Raw genomic sequence first — 17,329 nt, 5'->3', positions numbered from 1 at the left:
ACGTGATCTTCGGCGGAGTCACTTCGCGCATGAGGCTGATGCCGACCGGGATGAAGCCCATCGCGAGGCCCTGGATGGCGCGACCGATGATCATCGGGATGACCGATTCGCTGAGCGCACACACCACCGATCCGAGAACCAGCAGCACACCGGAACCGACCAGGACCCGCTGTTTTCCGAACATGTCGCCGAGGCGACCCGCGATCGGCATCGCGACGGCTGCGGCGAGCAGCGTTGCCGTGATGACCCACGACGCGTTCGAGCGTGACGTGTGGAGTAGTTGGGGAAGTTCCGGTTGGATCGGGATGACAAGGGTCTGCATCAACGCGGCGACCAAGCCGCCGAAGCAGAGGACGATGACTGTGGCGACCGCGCCGGTGGCGGTCTTGTTCTCCACGTGTGGCAGGGAACCCTGCACAGTGGAGGACGAATCAGTGTCGGACATGAACACCTCCTTGGGATATGCACACTACATATGTAAGCTACACATGGCTAATGCGCTGGGATATATCGGACATAACCGACAGGTATGCGGCTGAGAGGATTTCGCGTGAGCGACACGGGCGGGCGTGCGGGCCGGGGAGAACATCGTGACGATTACGCGCCGTGGCCCTCGCCGCTCTACCGCGATCTCGCCGACGAATTCCTCCGCATGACGCGGCGGCGCTCACATGTGGACCCCGATTCCGTTCTCGAGGTGTCGGCGTTCAACCTGCTGTGGATTCTCTCCGACGGGAGGCCGCGCACGCTGCGGGAATTGACCGACGCGATGCAACTCGAGCAGTCGACAGTCAACCGGCAGGTGAACGCCGCCATCAAACACGGGTACCTCGAACGGTTCGACGTCGAGGGGGCGATCAGTCGTCAGGTCAGACCCACCGAACTCGGGCGCGAGGCATTCGAGCACGACGGACTGCTGCGGGCCAGGCGACTCGAGCGCGTGCTCTCCGACATGGGGCCGGGCTCGCCGGAAGCATTGTTTCGCGAACTCCACGCCTTCAACGACGCGTATGACCGTACGCTGGCCGACGACGACCGCAACAGAAGGCGGCACGGATAGGAGCATGATGTCCGACGGCTCGACAGCCGACGAGAGCGCCCTCGACGCCCCGCTGAGGTACGTGATCACCGGAGCAGCCTCCGGGATGGGTTTGGCGGTGGCGGAATCGATTCGGGCTCAGGGGCACACGGTGATCGGCGTGGACCAGCGAGACGCCGACGTCGTCGCCGACCTCTCGACCCCGGACGGCCGCCGTGCGGCGATCGCGGCCATCCTCGAACTCAGTGGCGGGATGCTCGACGGCGCGGTACTTGCAGCCGGGGTCGGCCCGAGAGCGGGTGCCGAGCGGGCGATCGCAGAGGTCAATACTCTCGGGGTCACCGAGGTGTTGACCGGGATCCGAGGTGCGCTCACCGCCTCCGACAAGGCGAAAGTGGTTGTCTTCGGCTCGAACTCGACGACATCGACGCCATTCGTGCCGAAGTCCGCGGTGCGCAGACTGATCGCGGGCGACACAGAGGCCGCGGCCAGGATCATTCGACGACGCGGTAAGACCTTGTCGGGTCCGATCGCGTACGCGGCGTCGAAACTCGCTGTGACGCAGTGGTGTCGCGAACACGGTACCGATCTGGAATGGGCGGGTGCGGGAATCAGGCTCAACGTGATCGCGCCCGGACCGGTGATGACCCCCCTACTGCAATCACAACTCGACGGCGCAGCTGGCAAGAATGTCCGTTCGTTCCCGGTGCCGGTACGCGAGTACGGCACACCGGAACAGCTCGCCGCCTGGGTCATGCTGATGCTGTCGTCCGACGCCGATTTCATGTCCGGCTCCGTCGTCACGGTCGACGGCGGGACCGAGGCGTACCTGCGGTCGCGCGATTGGCCGGCCCCGTTGCCGCTGCGTGAGGTTCCGCGCACCCTGTGGCGTATGTACCGGGCTCCCAAGGAGGGACGCGTTGTCACCTACTGATCCCGCATCCGACTCAGCGGATTCGTGGTCGCCGGGAGCTCTCGACGGCCTGGTGGTCGCGGACTTCACCCGCGTGCTCGCAGGGCCCTACGCGACGATGATGCTCGCCGACCTCGGCGCGGAGGTGGTCAAAATCGAGCGTCCGGGGGCAGGTGACGACACCAGGTCGTGGGGGCCGCCGTTCACCGACGACGGCATGGCCACCTACTTCGCGTCCGTCAACCGCAACAAGGAGTCGGTGACCCTCGACCTGCGTGACGCCGACGACCTGGCACGTGCACGCGATCTCGCACTGGCCGCCGACGTCGTCATCGAGAACTTCCGTGCCGGGACGATGGACCGGCTCGGTCTGGGATACGACGAGTTACGTTCCCACCGACAAGATCTCGTCTACTGCTCGATCACCGGGTTCGGCAGGGACGGCGGTGCGGCACTGCCCGGATACGACCTCCTCGTGCAGGCCGTCGGCGGGCTCATGAGCGTGACCGGCGCCGGCCCGGACGAGCCCGTCAAGGTCGGTGTGGCGGTTGTCGACGTGCTCGCCGGCCTACACGCGGGAATGGGAATCCTCGCCGCCCTCCGACATCGGGACAGGACCGGCGAGGGCCAACGCGTCGACGTCGACCTGTTCTCGGTGTCGTTGTCGTCGTTGGTCAATCAAGCCTCCGGCTTCCTCAACGCCGGAGTGGTGCCGCAGCCGATGGGTAATCGTCACCCGAGCATCGCCCCCTATCAGGTGTTCTCGACGGCCACCCGCCCGATCGCGTTGGCGGTCGGCAACGACGGTCAGTTCGCGAAAGCCGTCGAGGTGCTCGAGCGGCCCGATCTCGCAGCGGACGAGCGCTTCACGTCGAACGCGGCGCGGGTGGCGCATCGCGACGACCTCATCGACGAGATCACCGCGGTACTGGTGACCAGGGATGCCGATCACTGGTACGCGGAGTTCACCGCGGCGGGAGTGCCTGCGGGTCCGATCAACTCGGTAGCCGAGGCATTCGATTTCGCCGACGACCTCGGCGTCGACGCGCGGGCGACAACCCCGGACAGCCCCGTCATCACCGCCGCCAACCCGATCAGGCTGTCGGCGACTCCGGTCACCTACCGCAGCGGTCCGCCAACCCTCGGAAGTGGCTCGGCGACAGCGGACCACACAGCATCTCGAGCCGCGCAAAACGGGGAGAGCTCGGGGTAGCAGGTCGTGACGAGGACCGGCTACTCGTTGTGATCCTTCGGCCAGTCGCCCTCGGTGATGAGGTCCTCGAAGTTCTTGAGGAGATGCGGGTTGAGCTCGTCCTCGACGGCCTTCTCGTAGTTGCCGTTCCATTTGGCGAACCACTTCTCGTCGCGATCCATCAGGTAGATCGGCCAGCCGTGCGTGATGATCAATTCGTCGGAGTAGAGGTCCGTCGAGCCGTCGTCGCGCATGTACCAGTACTTCTGGCCGGAGTCGTAGAACGCGGCCAGTTCCTCGGCCGTGACGAAGTAAGTGCCGTCTGCCTGCCTCATGGTGACGATCGTACGGAGTGCGACGCGCGGGTGGGGCCGGTCTCGACACACGCGCGCCGTCGGTGATGGCACGTATGCCCCATGACAGGGCACGATTGGTATGCGCGGGTGGCCATGAGTCCACGCCGCCAGGACAGATCCTTGACCGTTCCACGCACAGAGAGGTGCCGTGTGTCTTCAGTGCTGGTCGGCGTCGCGCAGCTTGCCGACGCCATGCTCTCCGACGCCCCGCCGGTCGTGCTCGACGTGCGGTGGCAACTCGGCGACGTCGACGGCCATGCGCAGTATCGGGCCGGACACATCCCCGGCGCGGTCTACGTCGACCTCGACACCGATCTGGCCGGACCGCCGTCGCCGCAGTCGGGCAGACATCCGCTGCCCGACATCGCTGCACTCACCGACGCCGCCCGGTCGTGGGGCGTCGACGACACGTCGCCCGTGGTGGTCTACGACGACAACGGCAACCTCGCGTCAGCCCGTGCGTGGTGGTTGCTGAGGTGGGGAGGCCACCGGGACGTCCGTCTTCTCGATGGCGGCCTGGCCGCCTGGCGCGACGCGGGTATGCGGTTGTCGAGCGGCGACACGCCCGTCCGGCCGGGTGCCGTCACCCTGCGGTCGGGCGCGATGCCTGTCGCCGACATCGACGACGTTGCCGCTCGCGACCCGGGAACCGTACTCGTCGACGCGCGGGCTGCCGAGCGTTATCGGGGCGAGATCGAACCGGTTGATCCCCGAGCGGGACACATACCTGGCGCGATCAGCCTCCCGACCAGTGACAACATCGACGACGGCGGTCGCTTCCGTGCGGCGTCGGATCTTCGGCGACGCTTTGCCGAGGCAGGGGTGACGGACGGGACACCGGTCGTCGCCTACTGCGGATCCGGCGTCAATGCAGCTCATGAGATCGCGGCCCTCGAGATCGCCGGGCTGACCGGAGCCCTGTACCCGGGGTCATGGTCGCAGTGGTCGGCCGACCCCCGGCGCGCGGCCGAGACCGGGTGATCACAAATGTCGCCTCCGGAAGGTGAGACCGGCCACAGTCGCGTGCAGCAGCGCGCTCGGCTTACGACTACACAACGATGACAGCAACCCGGGTCTCGTCCGACCCGAGAACGAGAAGAGTGAAAGATGCGCGATTTCCATTGTTCGAACTGCGGCCAGCAGTTGTCCTTCGAGAACACGATCTGCCTGAACTGCGGCAAGAACCTGGGATTCCATCTGCCCAGTCGCACCATTCAGGTACTCGACGATGACGAGAAGGGCACGATCGACGGTGCGACCATTGTGCGCTGTGCCGACAACATCCCGGCCGCCTGCAACTGGATGGTCGAGGAGGGCCCCGAACTCCCGGCGCTCTGCGAGTCGTGTCGGTTGACGCGCACGCGGCCATCGAATTCCGACGAGCAGGCCATGGCCGCGTTCGCCGAGGCAGAGGCCGCTAAGCGTCGCGTCATCTACGAACTCGACGAACTGGGACTGCCCATCTTCGGCAAGGACACCGATCCGCAGATCGGACTCGCATTCGATCTTCTGTCGAGCCGCGATCAACCCGTCACCACGGGGCACGCGGACGGCGTGATCACGCTCGATCTCGCCGAGGGCGACGATGTGCACCGAGAGCGACTGCGCGTGTCGATGGACGAGCCGTACCGCACGCTGATCGGCCACTTCCGCCACGAGATCGGCCATTTCTACCAGATGGTTCTGGTCGGGGAGGGCCCGAACCTGGAGCGCTACACCGAACTGTTCGGCGATCCCAACACGAGCTATCAGGACGCGATCGATCGTCACTACAACGACGGGCCGCCGGAGGACTGGGAGCAGGATTACGTCTCGTCGTACGCGACGATGCATCCCTTCGAGGACTGGGCCGAGACCTTCGCCCACTATCTGCACATCCGTGACACCCTCGACACCGCGGCCGCGTTCGCATTGGCCCCCGCGGGCGCGACCCTGGAGGCCGATCTGCCGGGCAAGGTCGGTTTCGAGCGGATCATCGGCTGGTGGTTGCCGCTGACATGGGCGCTGAACCAGATCAACCGGTCGATGGGGCATCAGGATCTCTATCCGTTCGTCCTGCCGCCCAAGGTGCTCGAGAAGATGGAGTTCATCCACGAACTCATCACCTCCGACGACCGGGCAGAAGTCGCGCCACAGGCCAGCTGATACGACGCCGCGCTCCCGTGTCGATGCCGGCAGGCGCCCAGCTGCCCTAACGGGTCGACGCGGGAGTTCGTGCGGGCACACCCCTTCGCCGTCCGCGAGCGGGCGTGATCCGTATGACATCTGGCCCGGTTCTCGCGCGGATTGTCATACGGATTGCCCTGTCTCAGGCGACGAGTCGTTCCCGAGAGCACGCGCCAGCGACCACAACGTAGGAATCACCGAGACCACAACCCTTTTAATGACCTGTCACCTCGACTGAACTGGTGTAGTTGCGCGTACGCCGCGCCACCCGACGTCGAGGAGAGAGGCTTTTCGTGAGCTCCCTGAAGTTCCACTGGTTCCTACCCACCAACGGCGGTGACAGCCGCAACGTCGTCGGCGGAGGTCACGGCGTCGCCGCCGAAGCCGCGGGGCGCCCGGCATCGGTGCACTATCTGGGACAGATCGCCCGAAGCGCGGAGCAACTCGGGTTCGAGGCGGCGCTGACCCCGACGGGTGCCTGGTGTGAGGACGCCTGGATCACGACAGCGATGATCAACAGTCTCTCGGAACGGCTGAAGTTCCTGGTCGCGTTCCGCCCGGGCATGACGGCCCCGTTCCTTGCCGCCCAGATGGCCGGGTCCTTCCAGAACCTCTCCGGAGGACGGTTACTGCTCAACGTCGTGACCGGTGGGGAAGACGCCGAGCAGCGGATGTTCGGAGACTTTCTCGACAAGAAGCAGCGTTACGCGCGGGCCGACGAGTTCCTGGAGATCGTGCGACGACTCTGGACCGGCGACGTCGTGAACTTCGACGGCGAGTACCTCTCGGTCGAGAACGCCGTGTTGCACCAGATCCCGGACCCGTTGCCGCAGATCTACTTCGGCGGCTCATCGCCCGAGGGGATCGCGGTCTCGGCGAAGCACGCCGACGTCTATCTCACCTGGGGTGAACCACCGGAGGCTGTGGCGGAGAAGATCTCTCGGGTACGGAAGGCTGCTGCCGAACAGGGCCGCGAACTCACGTACGGAATCCGTTTGCACACCATCGCCCGCGATACGTCCGAGGCGGCCTGGGCCGAAGCGGATCGGCTGCTGGCCAACATCTCCGACGACGACATCGCGCGAATCCAGACTGGCCTGAAGCGTTCGGCATCCGTTGGCCAACAACGCATGCTGGAGTTGAACAAGGGCTCCAAGGACGGCTTGGAGATCTACCCCAACCTGTGGGCAGGTGTCGGCTTGGTGCGCGGTGGTGCCGGTACCGCGATGGTCGGTTCGTTCACCGAGATCGCCGACCTGATCGAGGCGTATCACGAGGTTGGCATCGACGAGTTCGTGTTGTCCGGTTACCCGCACCTCGAGGAGTCCTACTGGTTCGGTGAAGGTGTGCTCCCCGAGCTGACACGCCGCGGGCTGTGGGAACATCCTGCGCCGGTTGCCACTACAGCGTCCGTACCCTTCGGCGCGCCGACTCCGCTCAAGCGGGTGTCGGCATCGTGACGACGGCAGTCGTCGTCGGGAATCCCAAGTCGGCCAGTCGAACTCTGCGCGCCGCAACGTATCTCGCTTCCGAACTCGTCGGCGGCGAACTCGACCTCACGGTCGATCTCGCAACCCTCGGTGCGGCGATCCTTGACTGGGGCGACGAGCAGGTCAACGACCTGGTGACACAGGTCGGCGCGGCTGATCTCGTCGTATTCGCCAGTCCCACCTACAAAGCTGCGTACACGGGTCTGTTGAAGCTCTTTCTCGACCGCTTCGCAGGAGGCACAGGACTGTCGGGAATCGCCATACCGCTGATGCTCGGCGGCAGCCCCGCGCATGCTCTCGCACCAGAGCTCACGCTGCGTCCCGTACTCACGGAGATCGGCGGCACGGTACCGGGACGCGGCCTCTACGTCGTCGACGCCGCTTACGACAACCCGGCCGCGTACGCCGAATGGCTCACCGCCACAAAACCACTCGTGTCCACATTGCTGAAGGCAGGCTCATGAGCGAACTACGCACCAACCAGGATCTCGACCCCGCGCGGCTACGCAAGGCGTTCGGCATCTTTCCGACCGGAGTCGTCGCGGTCGCCGCGGAAGTCGACGGCCGACTGACCGGACTCGCGGCGAGCTCGTTCACCAGTGTGAGCCTTGATCCGCCGCTGGTGTCGGTGTCGGTTGCGACCGGTTCGAAGACGTGGCCCGATCTCCGACGTGCGGCACATCTCGGTGTCACGATCCTCGCCGACCACCAGGGTGCGGCGTGCCGTCAGCTCGCAGGCGCTGTGGAACACCGATTCGACGGTATCGCCGTCAAGGCGTCCGACGAGGGAGCGGTGACGCTCGACGAAGGGCTCGCGCACTTCGACTGCACCATCTACCGCGAGGTCGAGGCAGGCGATCACATCATCGTGCTGCTCGAACTGCACGCTGTCGATCATGCGGAGGCCGGGGTCGATCATTCGGAAACCCGGGCCGATCATCCCGAGGTCGGCAGCCCGTTGATCTTCCACCGCAGCGGATTCGGCCGCCTCGCGCGGGCCGTATAGCGCACCGGCGCTAGCGCAGGGAGGCCACGAAGGTCGCGGCTATCGCCTCCAGCCCTGCCTGGTCGTCATCGCCGAAACGGTTCGGAACGGGGCTGTCGAGGTCGAAGACGCCGATCAGCTCACCGTCGCGGACCAGAGGTACGACGATCTCCGACCGGCTGTCGGCGTCGCATGCGATGTGGTCGGCCACGGCGTGGACGTCGGCGATGCGTTGCGTCGTACGAGTTCTCGCTGCGGCACCGCAGACCCCGCGGACGAGTGGGATGCGGACGCACGCGGGCTTTCCCTGGAACGGGCCGACCACGAGCTCGTCGCCGTCGAAGAAGTAGAAGCCGACCCAATTGACGTGTGGTAGGGCGTGATAGACGAGGGCCGATAGGTTCGCCGCGTTGGCCACGCGGTCGGATTCGCCATCGAGGAGTGCGCGCGCGGAGGCGTCGAGCCCGGCATAGTCCACAGCTGCGTCGGTGGTCGGCGTGACGTCGAAACTCATCCCACCACTGTGCCCCGACGCGTGCACTCGTCGCCAGACCGGCGATCAGGCTGGTTCTGTATGTGCCTCGTCAACATGGCTTGTGAGACGACTGTGGCCGGGAAGCTCGATCGCTTCCCGGCCACACATCACGTCAGCTCTACTGGCGGACGGCACGTCCTCGGATGGCGAGGTATCCGGCGATGAGCACGATCGCGACGATGACGCCGACGATGAACGGGATGACCTCCCAGCCGCCGTTCGAGTTGCTATAGCCCAGCTGGTAGGTCAGCCACGAACCGATGAGCGATCCCAGCACGCCGAGAACGATGGTCATGACGACGCCGATGTCCTGCTTGCCCGGCATGAACAGCCGAGCGAGCGCACCGATGATCAGGCCGACGACGATGGCGCTGATGATTGTTCCGATCACAAGAAACTCCTCCGTTGGAGGGGCCTGTTCCCCTTGGACGATCCACGACTGCTTCATGGACGGAGTGTCGACTCCTCGACGTTTCCGTAAAGGCCCCTGAGTCAACGTACGGCCGCGGAACGGTTATACGGTTCTGCGAAAGCCGCGTCGTGATCCAATCGCAATGTCGGACGAACGACCTATCTCGGGCGTCACTTTTCGGTGTCGATGCCCGAGGTAGTCGACGAGGGGGCGGGCAGACGCTCCCGACGTGCGACGACTCAGTGGCGGTGTCGCCTGAGATGCACGAGATGTGTGTCGCGTTCGTCGTTGACCCATGCGTAGTAGAAACCGATGAGGATTCCACCGCCGACGAAGTTCCCCAGCAGCACCGTCCCGAGGTTGCCGAACACCAGACCGATCGGCATGTCGTGTTGGAATCCGACGATCATGAACAGCACGGTGTTGGCCACCGAATGCTCGAAGTCGAGGAAGGCGAACACGAAGACGGCGGTGATCATCGCCATGCATTTGGCGATGTCCTCGGTGAGGTAGCCGTTGTAGACGAGCAGCATCGCCAGGTTGATCATGAAGTTGCAGAGCACAGCGCGGATGAACAGATCCAGCCAGCCGCTGAACCCGTCGCTGAGGTAACCGGTCTTGACGTCGACCGCGTGGACCATCGCGTTGAGCACGGGACCGTCGAGAAGTGTTGTACCGCGCAGCATCACCGCGATCAACAGACCGCCGAGGATGTTGCCGAGGTAGCAGAACACCAGGATGCGCATGATCAGCACGGGCGTCACGCGACGGTAGTAGGCGCCGACCGAGACGATCATCATGTTCGAGGTGAGCAGTTCGGACTTGGTGTAGTAGATGAACACCAACGCCCACCCGAAGGCGAGTGCTCCGATGAGTTTGCCGACCGCGTGGAGTTGGCCGGGCGGTTCCGTCATCGTGTCGAACGCCGCGACGATCGTGTAGTTGATGACGTAGAAGATCGCGATGATGATGCCGGCCATCGCGGCTCGCTGGATGAACCGTCGACGGAGATGACCGGTCATCTTCTTCTTGGACTCGAGCACGTCGAGTGTGGTGCTGATGAAGAACTTGCCCGGGAAGAGCTTGTTGACGTCGAACTCGGGGTCGCTCATGTGTCAACGGTTCCACAGCCCCGGCCACGCTGCCCGATGTACGTACACAACTGCTACGTCAGCGCGAGGCCATCGAAATAATTGTGATGGCCTCGCGTTGACGTCCGGGTTGTGTACGTCCCCGCGGTCAGTCGGCGAGGGTGGCGGTGTCGATGACGAATCGATACCGCACGTCACTGTCGACGACCCGGTCGTAGGCCGCGTTGATCTCGTCGGCGCCGATCTTCTCGATCTCGGCTCCGATGCCGTGCTCTGCGCAGAAGTCGAGCATCTCCTGGGTGGCGGGGATGCCGCCGACCATCGAGCCTGCGATCGACCGGCGGTTCGCCAACAGCGAGAACGCCTTGATCTCCAACGGATGCTCGGGGACACCCAGTTCGACGAGGGTGCCGTCGATGGCCAGCAGGCCCAGGTAGTCGTCGAGGTTCAGATTCACCGACACCGTGTTGATGATGAGGTCGAACTCGCCACGCAGGTCACTGAAGGTGTCGGCGTCCTTGGTCGCGTAGTAGTGATCGGCGCCGAACCGCTTGCCGTCGGACTCCTTCGACAACGTCTGACTCAGGACGGTCACCTCTGCGCCGAGGGCGTGCGCGATCTTGACCCCGATGTGTCCGAGACCGCCCATGCCGATGATTGCGACCTTCTTACCCGGGCCGGCTCCCCAGTGTTTCAGCGGCGCATAGAGCGTGATTCCGGCGCAGAGCAGCGGAGCCGCGACGTCGAGTTCGATGCCCTCCGGGATCGCCAGCACGAAGTCCTCGGTGACCACGACCTGCTGCGAGTAGCCACCGTGGGTGAACTCGCCCTCGTAGGTCGTCGAGTTGTAGGTCTGTACGACGCCCTTGGTGCAGTACTGCTCGTCGCCGTTCTTGCAGGCTTCGCATTCGCCGCAGGAGTCGACGAAGCATCCGACGCCGACGCGATCCCCGACCTTGTGCCTGGTCACTTCGTCGCCGACCGCGGCAACCGTCCCGGCGATCTCGTGCCCCGGGACGACGGGGTAGGTCGTGCCGCCCCACTCGTTGCGGGCGGTGTGGATGTCGGAATGGCAGATCCCGGCGAACGCGATGTCGATCAGGACGTCCCTGGGGCCGAGTTCTCTGCGTTCGATGGTCGTCTTCGACAGCGGCTCGTCTGGCGCTGTTGCCCAGAACGCGTTGACGGTCGTCGTCATGGTGGTCCCTCTCCGGCGTCCGCGGGAAGCGCGACGATCTGCCGGTGCCGCGGGCACCTCACTGCATCCAGCGTGCCGACGCATCGTCGAATGCGCATGCGACTGTGGCGGGAGACACGTACCGGCCGAAACGGGACCGACTTGGTTTTGTCACAGACAACCTGACTAGCATTCGCGTGTGACCGAATCGCCGGAGAAGACGACAGCACAGCTGCCCACCCGTCGATCCGACGACCCGTCGAGCCGCGCACAAATGCTCTCACCTCGCACGACAGCGATTGCCGCCGTCGTCGCCGGGGTGATCGCCATCGTCGCAGCCGTACTGACCCCGTTTCTGCCCGTCACGACGACAACGGCAACCGTCACCTGGCCGCAGGGGCAGACACTCGGCGCGGACAACGCCGACATCACCTCGCCGCTCGTCGCCCAGATGGCGCAGGACCTCGACATCACCATCCCGTGCACACTGCTGCGTGCTGCGCCGACCGATGCCTCGTCGACCGTCCTGACCACGATGCCGCCTGCCGCGAAGAACCAGCGGGCGTCCGCGCTGAACGTGACAGCCGACGCCAACACGGTGACTGTGACGATGCGCGGCGACACGGTAGCGTCCGCCCCGCGCGCAGATGTCGCGTCCGCTCGGTGCACTGAACTACACATCTTCTCCTCGGCCGCGGGTTCCGGTGCGCGCTTCGTCGGACTCGGGCCGGTGCAGATGGCTCCGGAGGCTGATCGGCCACAGGTCGCCGGTGTGTTCACCGACGTCGCGGCGTCGACGATCACGTCGACGCCGGGCCTGTCGGTGCGCATCGTGGTCGACGACCGGTTCGATTCGAGTCCGTCGGTCATCAAGTGGCTCGTGATGATCATCGGTGTGCTGGCCGCGATCGTCGCGCTCGCCGCGCTCGCGCTGCTCGACCGCATCCATGGATATCACCGACGAATCGGCCGGGTGCGCTGGCTTGCACTGCTGCGGCCCCGCGTCACCGACATCGCCGTCACAGCGATCCTCGTCATCTGGCACTTCCTCGGCGCGGGCTCGTCCGACGACGGATACATCCTGAACATGGGCCGAAACGCCGAGCACGCCGGCTACCTGGCCAACTACTACCGCTATTACGGCATCCCCGAGGCGCCGTTCGACTGGTACTACGACTTCCTCGCCCACTGGTCGTCGGTGTCGGCCACCGGCGTCTGGATGCGGATCCCGTCGTTGGTCATCGGGCTGGTGAGTTGGTTCATCCTGAGCCGCGTGCTGCTGCCGCGGCTGGGACGGGCGGTCCGCACGTCGCAGTGGGCGATGGTGACCGCGGCGGCGGTGTTCCTCGCGTTCTGGCTGCCCATGTGCTCGGGCCTGCGCAGTGAGGGCGTCGTGGTGCTCGGCAGCCTGCTGACCTGGTGGGGTGTCGAGCAGGCGATCGCCACCCGGCGCATGTTGCCCGCTGCCGGAGCGGCGTTCGCGGCCGCGCTGACCCTGGCCACCGCACCCACCGGTGTCATCGCGATCGCGCTGCTGATCACCGGCGCGCGGCCGATGCTCAAGATCCTGGTTCGACGACGCCGCGAATCCGGCCTGGCGTCACTACTGCTGCCGCTGCTCGCCGCTCCGGCGATCGTGCTCATCATCGTGTTCCGCGACCAGACGCTGGCGTCGGTGTTCGAGGCCATCCGTGTGCGATACACGGTCGGCCCGACGCTCGAGTGGTATCAGGAGCTGCTGCGCTACTACTTCCTCGCCGTCAACACCCGCGACGGTTCGCTCGTGCGTCGTGTGCCGGTGCTGTTGCTGCTGGTGTCGTTGTTCGTGGTCCTCGTGATCATGCTGCGACGCAAGCAGATACGCGGAGTCGACGGCGGGCCGGTGTGGCGGATCACCGGCGCGGTGCTCATCACCATCGGTCTGCTCTCGCTGACCCCCACCAAGTGGACCATCCAGTTCGGAGTTTTCGCGGGCCTCGCCGCGGCGCTGGCGGCGGTGGCCTGCGTCGCGATCGGACAGGTGGCGCAACGCAATACACGGAACCTGTCGATCCTGATCGCAGGCCTACTCGTCGCCTGTGCCGCGGCCGCAGCCGGTTACAACGCGTGGCCGTGGGCATACGATTTCGGTATCTCGTGGTTCGACAAGGCGCCGGTGGTAGCCGGCCTGCAGGTCTCGTCGCTTCTGTTGGGCCTGGCCGTTGTCGCGCTCGTCATCGCGATCTGGCAGCATCTGCGCCTCGACTATGTCGCCGACACCGGGCTGCACCACGACGCGGGCAAGCCGCCCAAGCGGTGGCGCATCGGTGTCGCGTCGTCGCCGATCGCCGTGATCGCGGTGATCATCCTGCTGGCCGAACTCGCAGTCTTCGCCAAGGCCGCCGTCGCCAGAGCCGACACGTACTCGGTGTTGAAGGGCAACGTCCATGCGGTGACCGGGGGTTGCGGCATGGCCGATTACGTTCTGGTGGAACCGGATTCGAACAAGGGGAGCCTGACGCCGGTCGACGGGGTCTCGGCGTCGAAGGCTTTGGAGGGTACCGCGCGGGGATTCTCGCCCCAGCGCGTCGCCGACGACCTCACCCCGGAAGCCGATTCGATCAAGCCCGGTACGCAGAACACGTCGGCTGATCTGTCGAAGACCTTCGTGATCGCCGGTGGCGCGCCCGGCACGACCGGCGGTCGGGGACCCGAGGGCGTCAACGGCAGCACCGCGGCGCTGCCGTTCGGGCTCGATCCCGCGACGACGCCGGTGATGGGCAGCTACGGAACCGCCGACGGGCAGGCGTCGCTGACGACCGACTGGTATCGATTGCCTGCGCGTGATTCGGCACCGCTGATCGTCATCACCGCTGCAGGTGCACTCGCGTCGACAGACCCCGACGGGGTCACGACCTACGGGCAGTCGTTGCAGGTGGAGTTCGGCGTCGACCGTGGCGGACAGTTCGAGCAGGTCGGTGCGTCGGTGCAGCCCATCGACGCCGACCGTAAGGCGAACCGGCCGTGGCGCAACCTGCGCATCCCGATGTCGTCGGTGCCCGCACAGGCGACGGCAATGCGGATCGTGGCCACCGACAACAACCTCGATCCCGACCAGTGGCTCGCGGTGACGCCGCCGCGCGCTCCGGAGCTGAAGACGTTGCAGGAAGTCGTCGGATCGTCGGACCCCACACTCGTCGATTTCGCGGTCGGTGCGGCGTTCCCGTGTCAGCATCCGATGGATGCGAGCAACGGCATCAATCAGATCCCGAAGTGGCGCATCCTGCCGGAGCTGTCTGTGGCCAACTCGCAGTCGAAGACGTGGATGGCCACGGTCAACGGCGGTCTGCTCACCACCGCGGAAGCACTGACCACGCCGTCGACGATGTCGACTTATCTCAAGAACGACTGGTACCGCGACTGGGGCAGCCTGCAGCAGCTGTCGCCACTGGTGCCCGACGCGGAACCCGCAGCGGTGCGTACCGGAACGTCGACCAGGTGGGGCTGGGATCGCCCCGGAGCGATGCAGGTGGTGCCGCAAGATGATGAGTGAGACGTCGGTGAACGCACACGGCAAAGACACAACGGGGGCAGGCGGATCAGTGGACTCCGACCCGTCGAAGTCGGCGCAGCGCATCAGGATCGCGAAGATCGTCGCGGTGGTCGCCGGTGTCGTCGGCATCGTCATCGCGCTGCTGACCCCGTTCCTGCCGGTCAACTACACCAAGACCGAACTCGCCTGGCCGCAACAGAACTCGGTCGGCAGTGTGGCGGCGCCCAGCGTGTCCTTCTCGCCGGTGTCGATGGACGTCACCGTTCCCTGCGCGCTCGGCAAGAGCCTGCCCGCGTCGGGCGGCGTCATCGTGTCGACGGTTCCGTGGAACGGGGCCGATGCCAACAAGGTGGGATTCTTCGTCCGCGCCACCCGTGACTCCTTGCAGTTGACGCAGCGAAACATCGTGCTGCTCAGCGCGCCACGTTCCGCTGCGGAGAACTCGCCGGACTGCAGGGTGGTCTTTCACGCCGACACCGACGGCGCTGCGGGCAGATTCGAGAACCTCGCGAACACCGACACCGGACTCGGCTCCTTCGACCTGCGCGACGCCACAGCGCGTCCGCAGATCATCGGCGTCTATTCGCAGTTGCCTGCCAATGCACCGACCGACGGTCTCTCGTTCCGCGCGACGCTCGACACGCGGTTCGTGTCCACGCCGACGACGCTGAAGTTCTGGCTGATGGTGATCGGCGTCGTCATGACGATCGCCTCGATGCTGGCACTCGCCGTACTCGACGCACGGGATGGACGCGGAGTGCGCGGGCTCTTCGCGAAACGATGGTGGCGACCGCGTTGGGTCGACGCCTTCGTGACACTCGTCCTGCTGATCTGGTTGTTCGTCGGTGGCAACACCGCGGACGACGGCTATCAGGTGACGGTGGCTCGCGTCGCACGTAACGCCGGCTATCTGGACAACTACTACCGCTACTTCGGTGTGCCCCAGGACCCGTTCGGCTGGCACTATCAGTACCTCTCGCTCTGGATGCAGGTGAGCACCGCGACACCGTGGCTGCGTCTGCTTCCGTTCCTCTACGCCGTCGTCGGCTGGTGGCTGATCAGTCGGTGTGCCATCCCGCGGCTCGGCCACGCTGTCCGTACGTCGCAGTCGGCCATCTGGGCCGCAGCGCTGGTGTTCCTCGCGGTCTGGATGCCGTTCAACAACGGCCTGCGCGTCGAACCGATCATCGCCGTCGGCACGCTGCTGGCGTGGGTGCTCGTGGAACGGGCCATCGCGAGCGGCCGCTTCTTCCCGCTGACGCTGGCGATCGTGGTCGCTGCGTTCACGCTGACGATCCACCCGACCGGCGTGATCGCGGCGATTCCGCTCATCGCCGGTATCCGGCCCCTGCTGAAGCGACTGATGATCCGACGACGTCGAGACGGATTGTGGCCCATCCTGGTACCCATACTCGCGTCCGGCCTCGTCGTGCTCTACGAGATCTTCGCCGACCAGACGCTCGCCTCGATCCGCGAGGCCATCAGGGTCAACTCAGCTGTCGGCCCCACCAACAAATGGTGGGAAGAGGGCATGCGCTATTACATGCTCATGAACCCCACCGCCGACGGTGGTATCGCGCGCCGATTCGGTGTCCTCATCACCTTCGTGTGTCTGATCGTCGTTGTGGTCATGCTCCTCAATCGTCGCAGGCTGGCCGGAATCGCGTCGGCGCCGACGTGGCGACTGGTCGCGACCGTCGCCGGTACCGCTGTGATGATGGCCTTCCTGCCGACCAAGTGGACTCACCAGATGGGTGTGTACGCCTGTATCGCAGGAGCGTTGGCCGCGGTCGCGACCGTGTGCGTCGACCGTACGGTGATGCGCCGACGACGCAACCGCACGCTGTTCGCGGCGGCATGCGCCTACGTTCTCGCACTCGCATTCTCCGGGCGGAATCAGTGGTGGTACGTCGGCAGTTACGGGATCCCTTGGCGGGACGCCGTTCCCGATGTCAAGGGCATCCCCGTCTGGGCCGTCATCCTCACGGTGGCAGTGCTGCTGACCCTTCTCGGTCTGTGGCAGCACTTCCGTGACGACTACGTGTCCGACGACGTCAGGCGCGGGGAGGAGCGTGTCTCGAAGAACCGGTGGACATCGTGGCTGCGTTCGCCGTCGATCATCGTCGTATCGGTCATCATGCTGCTGTTCACGCTGGTCTCCTTCGCGAAGGCGGACTGGACCCAGCGTCATTCGTGGTCGTGGCTGAGTTCCAATGTGGCGGCAGTGCGCGGTCAGCCGTGTGCGCTCGCCGATTCGGTGCTCGTCGAGAAGGATGTGAACTCAGGTCTGCTTGCGCCGGCCCGCGTTGCAGGGCAGGACAATCCGTCACCGGGCGCGGCGCTTGCCGGAGCCGGCATGACGGGCTTCGATCCGAACGGAGTGGGGTCGGACCTTTCCGACGACGGAACCGAGTCCGAGGATTCCTCGACCGGGACGTCGT

The 17,329-nt window shown here is 65.5% G+C and carries 16 protein-coding genes; 10 read left to right on the top strand and 6 right to left on the bottom strand.

The annotated features are described in order from the left end of the window. A partial coding sequence (locus GOOTI_RS05180) for an MFS transporter (protein ID WP_007237517.1) occupies window positions 1–445 on the bottom strand: 445 nt, incomplete at its 3' end. Between the two features lie 105 nt (window positions 446–550). On the opposite strand from GOOTI_RS05180, the gene GOOTI_RS05175 reads away from it, so the two are divergent. The 3 genes from GOOTI_RS05175 to GOOTI_RS05165 are packed head-to-tail and all read left to right on the top strand — an operon-like array spanning window position 551 to window position 3,165. Then, window positions 551–1,060: a MarR family winged helix-turn-helix transcriptional regulator gene (locus GOOTI_RS05175; RefSeq protein WP_007237516.1), complete on the top strand. Its 510-nt coding sequence runs from the start codon at window positions 551–553 to the stop codon at window positions 1,058–1,060. Window positions 1,061–1,067: 7 nt separating this feature from the next. Then, entirely contained in the window at window positions 1,068–1,973 is a 906-nt protein-coding gene (locus GOOTI_RS05170) for an SDR family oxidoreductase (protein WP_007237515.1), read from the top strand. Next, window positions 1,960–3,165, top strand: a complete 1,206-nt coding sequence (locus GOOTI_RS05165) for a CaiB/BaiF CoA transferase family protein (RefSeq protein WP_007237514.1) — start codon at window positions 1,960–1,962, stop codon at window positions 3,163–3,165. The genes GOOTI_RS05170 and GOOTI_RS05165 overlap by 14 nt, the downstream gene beginning before the upstream one ends. Window positions 3,166–3,185: 20 nt before the next feature. Here GOOTI_RS05165 and GOOTI_RS05160 read toward each other — a convergent pair whose 3' ends face one another. Then, window positions 3,186–3,479: a hypothetical protein gene (locus GOOTI_RS05160; RefSeq protein WP_005168897.1), complete on the bottom strand. Its 294-nt coding sequence runs from the start codon at window positions 3,477–3,479 to the stop codon at window positions 3,186–3,188. Between the two features lie 171 nt (window positions 3,480–3,650). Here GOOTI_RS05160 and GOOTI_RS05155 point away from each other — a divergent pair, with 171 nt between their 5' ends. The 5 genes from GOOTI_RS05155 to GOOTI_RS05135 all read left to right on the top strand — a co-directional run bounded on the left by GOOTI_RS05155 (window position 3,651) and on the right by GOOTI_RS05135 (window position 8,162). Further along, complete coding sequence (locus GOOTI_RS05155; protein ID WP_039993461.1) at window positions 3,651–4,481, top strand: sulfurtransferase; 831 nt, start codon at window positions 3,651–3,653, stop codon at window positions 4,479–4,481. A 126-nt stretch (window positions 4,482–4,607) separates the two neighbouring features. Then, complete coding sequence (locus tag GOOTI_RS05150) at window positions 4,608–5,645, top strand: zinc-binding metallopeptidase family protein (protein WP_007237511.1); 1,038 nt, start codon at window positions 4,608–4,610, stop codon at window positions 5,643–5,645. Between the two features lie 314 nt (window positions 5,646–5,959). After that, window positions 5,960–7,126: an LLM class flavin-dependent oxidoreductase gene (locus GOOTI_RS05145; RefSeq protein WP_007237510.1), complete on the top strand. Its 1,167-nt coding sequence runs from the start codon at window positions 5,960–5,962 to the stop codon at window positions 7,124–7,126. Continuing rightward, on the top strand, window positions 7,123–7,620 hold the full coding sequence (locus GOOTI_RS05140) for an NADPH-dependent FMN reductase (protein ID WP_007237509.1): 498 nt from the start codon (window positions 7,123–7,125) through the stop codon (window positions 7,618–7,620). Before GOOTI_RS05145 ends, GOOTI_RS05140 begins: the two co-directional genes overlap by 4 nt. Then, window positions 7,617–8,162, top strand: a complete 546-nt coding sequence (locus tag GOOTI_RS05135; RefSeq protein ID WP_007237508.1) for a flavin reductase family protein — start codon at window positions 7,617–7,619, stop codon at window positions 8,160–8,162. Before GOOTI_RS05140 ends, GOOTI_RS05135 begins: the two co-directional genes overlap by 4 nt. A gap of 10 nt (window positions 8,163–8,172) precedes the next feature. On the opposite strand, the gene msrC is transcribed toward GOOTI_RS05135, so the two are convergent. The 4 genes from msrC to GOOTI_RS05115 all read right to left on the bottom strand — a co-directional run bounded on the left by msrC (window position 8,173) and on the right by GOOTI_RS05115 (window position 11,377). After that, complete coding sequence (msrC, locus tag GOOTI_RS05130) at window positions 8,173–8,655, bottom strand: free L-methionine (R)-S-oxide reductase MsrC (RefSeq protein ID WP_007237507.1); 483 nt, start codon at window positions 8,653–8,655, stop codon at window positions 8,173–8,175. Between the two features lie 139 nt (window positions 8,656–8,794). After that, window positions 8,795–9,067: a GlsB/YeaQ/YmgE family stress response membrane protein gene (locus tag GOOTI_RS05125; protein ID WP_007237506.1), complete on the bottom strand. Its 273-nt coding sequence runs from the start codon at window positions 9,065–9,067 to the stop codon at window positions 8,795–8,797. A 260-nt stretch (window positions 9,068–9,327) separates the two neighbouring features. Beyond that, on the bottom strand, window positions 9,328–10,200 hold the full coding sequence (locus tag GOOTI_RS05120) for a formate/nitrite transporter family protein (RefSeq protein ID WP_007237505.1): 873 nt from the start codon (window positions 10,198–10,200) through the stop codon (window positions 9,328–9,330). 127 nt (window positions 10,201–10,327) lie between these two features. Continuing rightward, the gene (locus GOOTI_RS05115; protein ID WP_007237504.1) at window positions 10,328–11,377 is read right to left on the bottom strand and encodes an NAD(P)-dependent alcohol dehydrogenase; all 1,050 of its coding nucleotides are present in this window, start codon (window positions 11,375–11,377) and stop codon (window positions 10,328–10,330) included. A 178-nt stretch (window positions 11,378–11,555) separates the two neighbouring features. Between GOOTI_RS05115 and GOOTI_RS05110 the strand changes: the two genes are divergently transcribed. Then, entirely contained in the window at window positions 11,556–14,888 is a 3,333-nt protein-coding gene (locus GOOTI_RS05110; protein ID WP_007237503.1) for an arabinosyltransferase domain-containing protein, read from the top strand. Then, window positions 14,878–17,329 (top strand): arabinosyltransferase domain-containing protein (locus GOOTI_RS05105; protein ID WP_007237502.1); only part of this gene is annotated, 2,452 nt, incomplete at its 3' end. The genes GOOTI_RS05110 and GOOTI_RS05105, both read left to right, overlap by 11 nt.

The sequence above is a fragment of the Gordonia otitidis NBRC 100426 genome, from assembly GCF_000248075.1.
Lineage (GTDB): Bacteria > Actinomycetota > Actinomycetes > Mycobacteriales > Mycobacteriaceae > Gordonia > Gordonia otitidis.
Note: the sequence above shows the minus strand (reverse complement) of the source record. Positions and strands in the feature narration are given on the sequence as shown.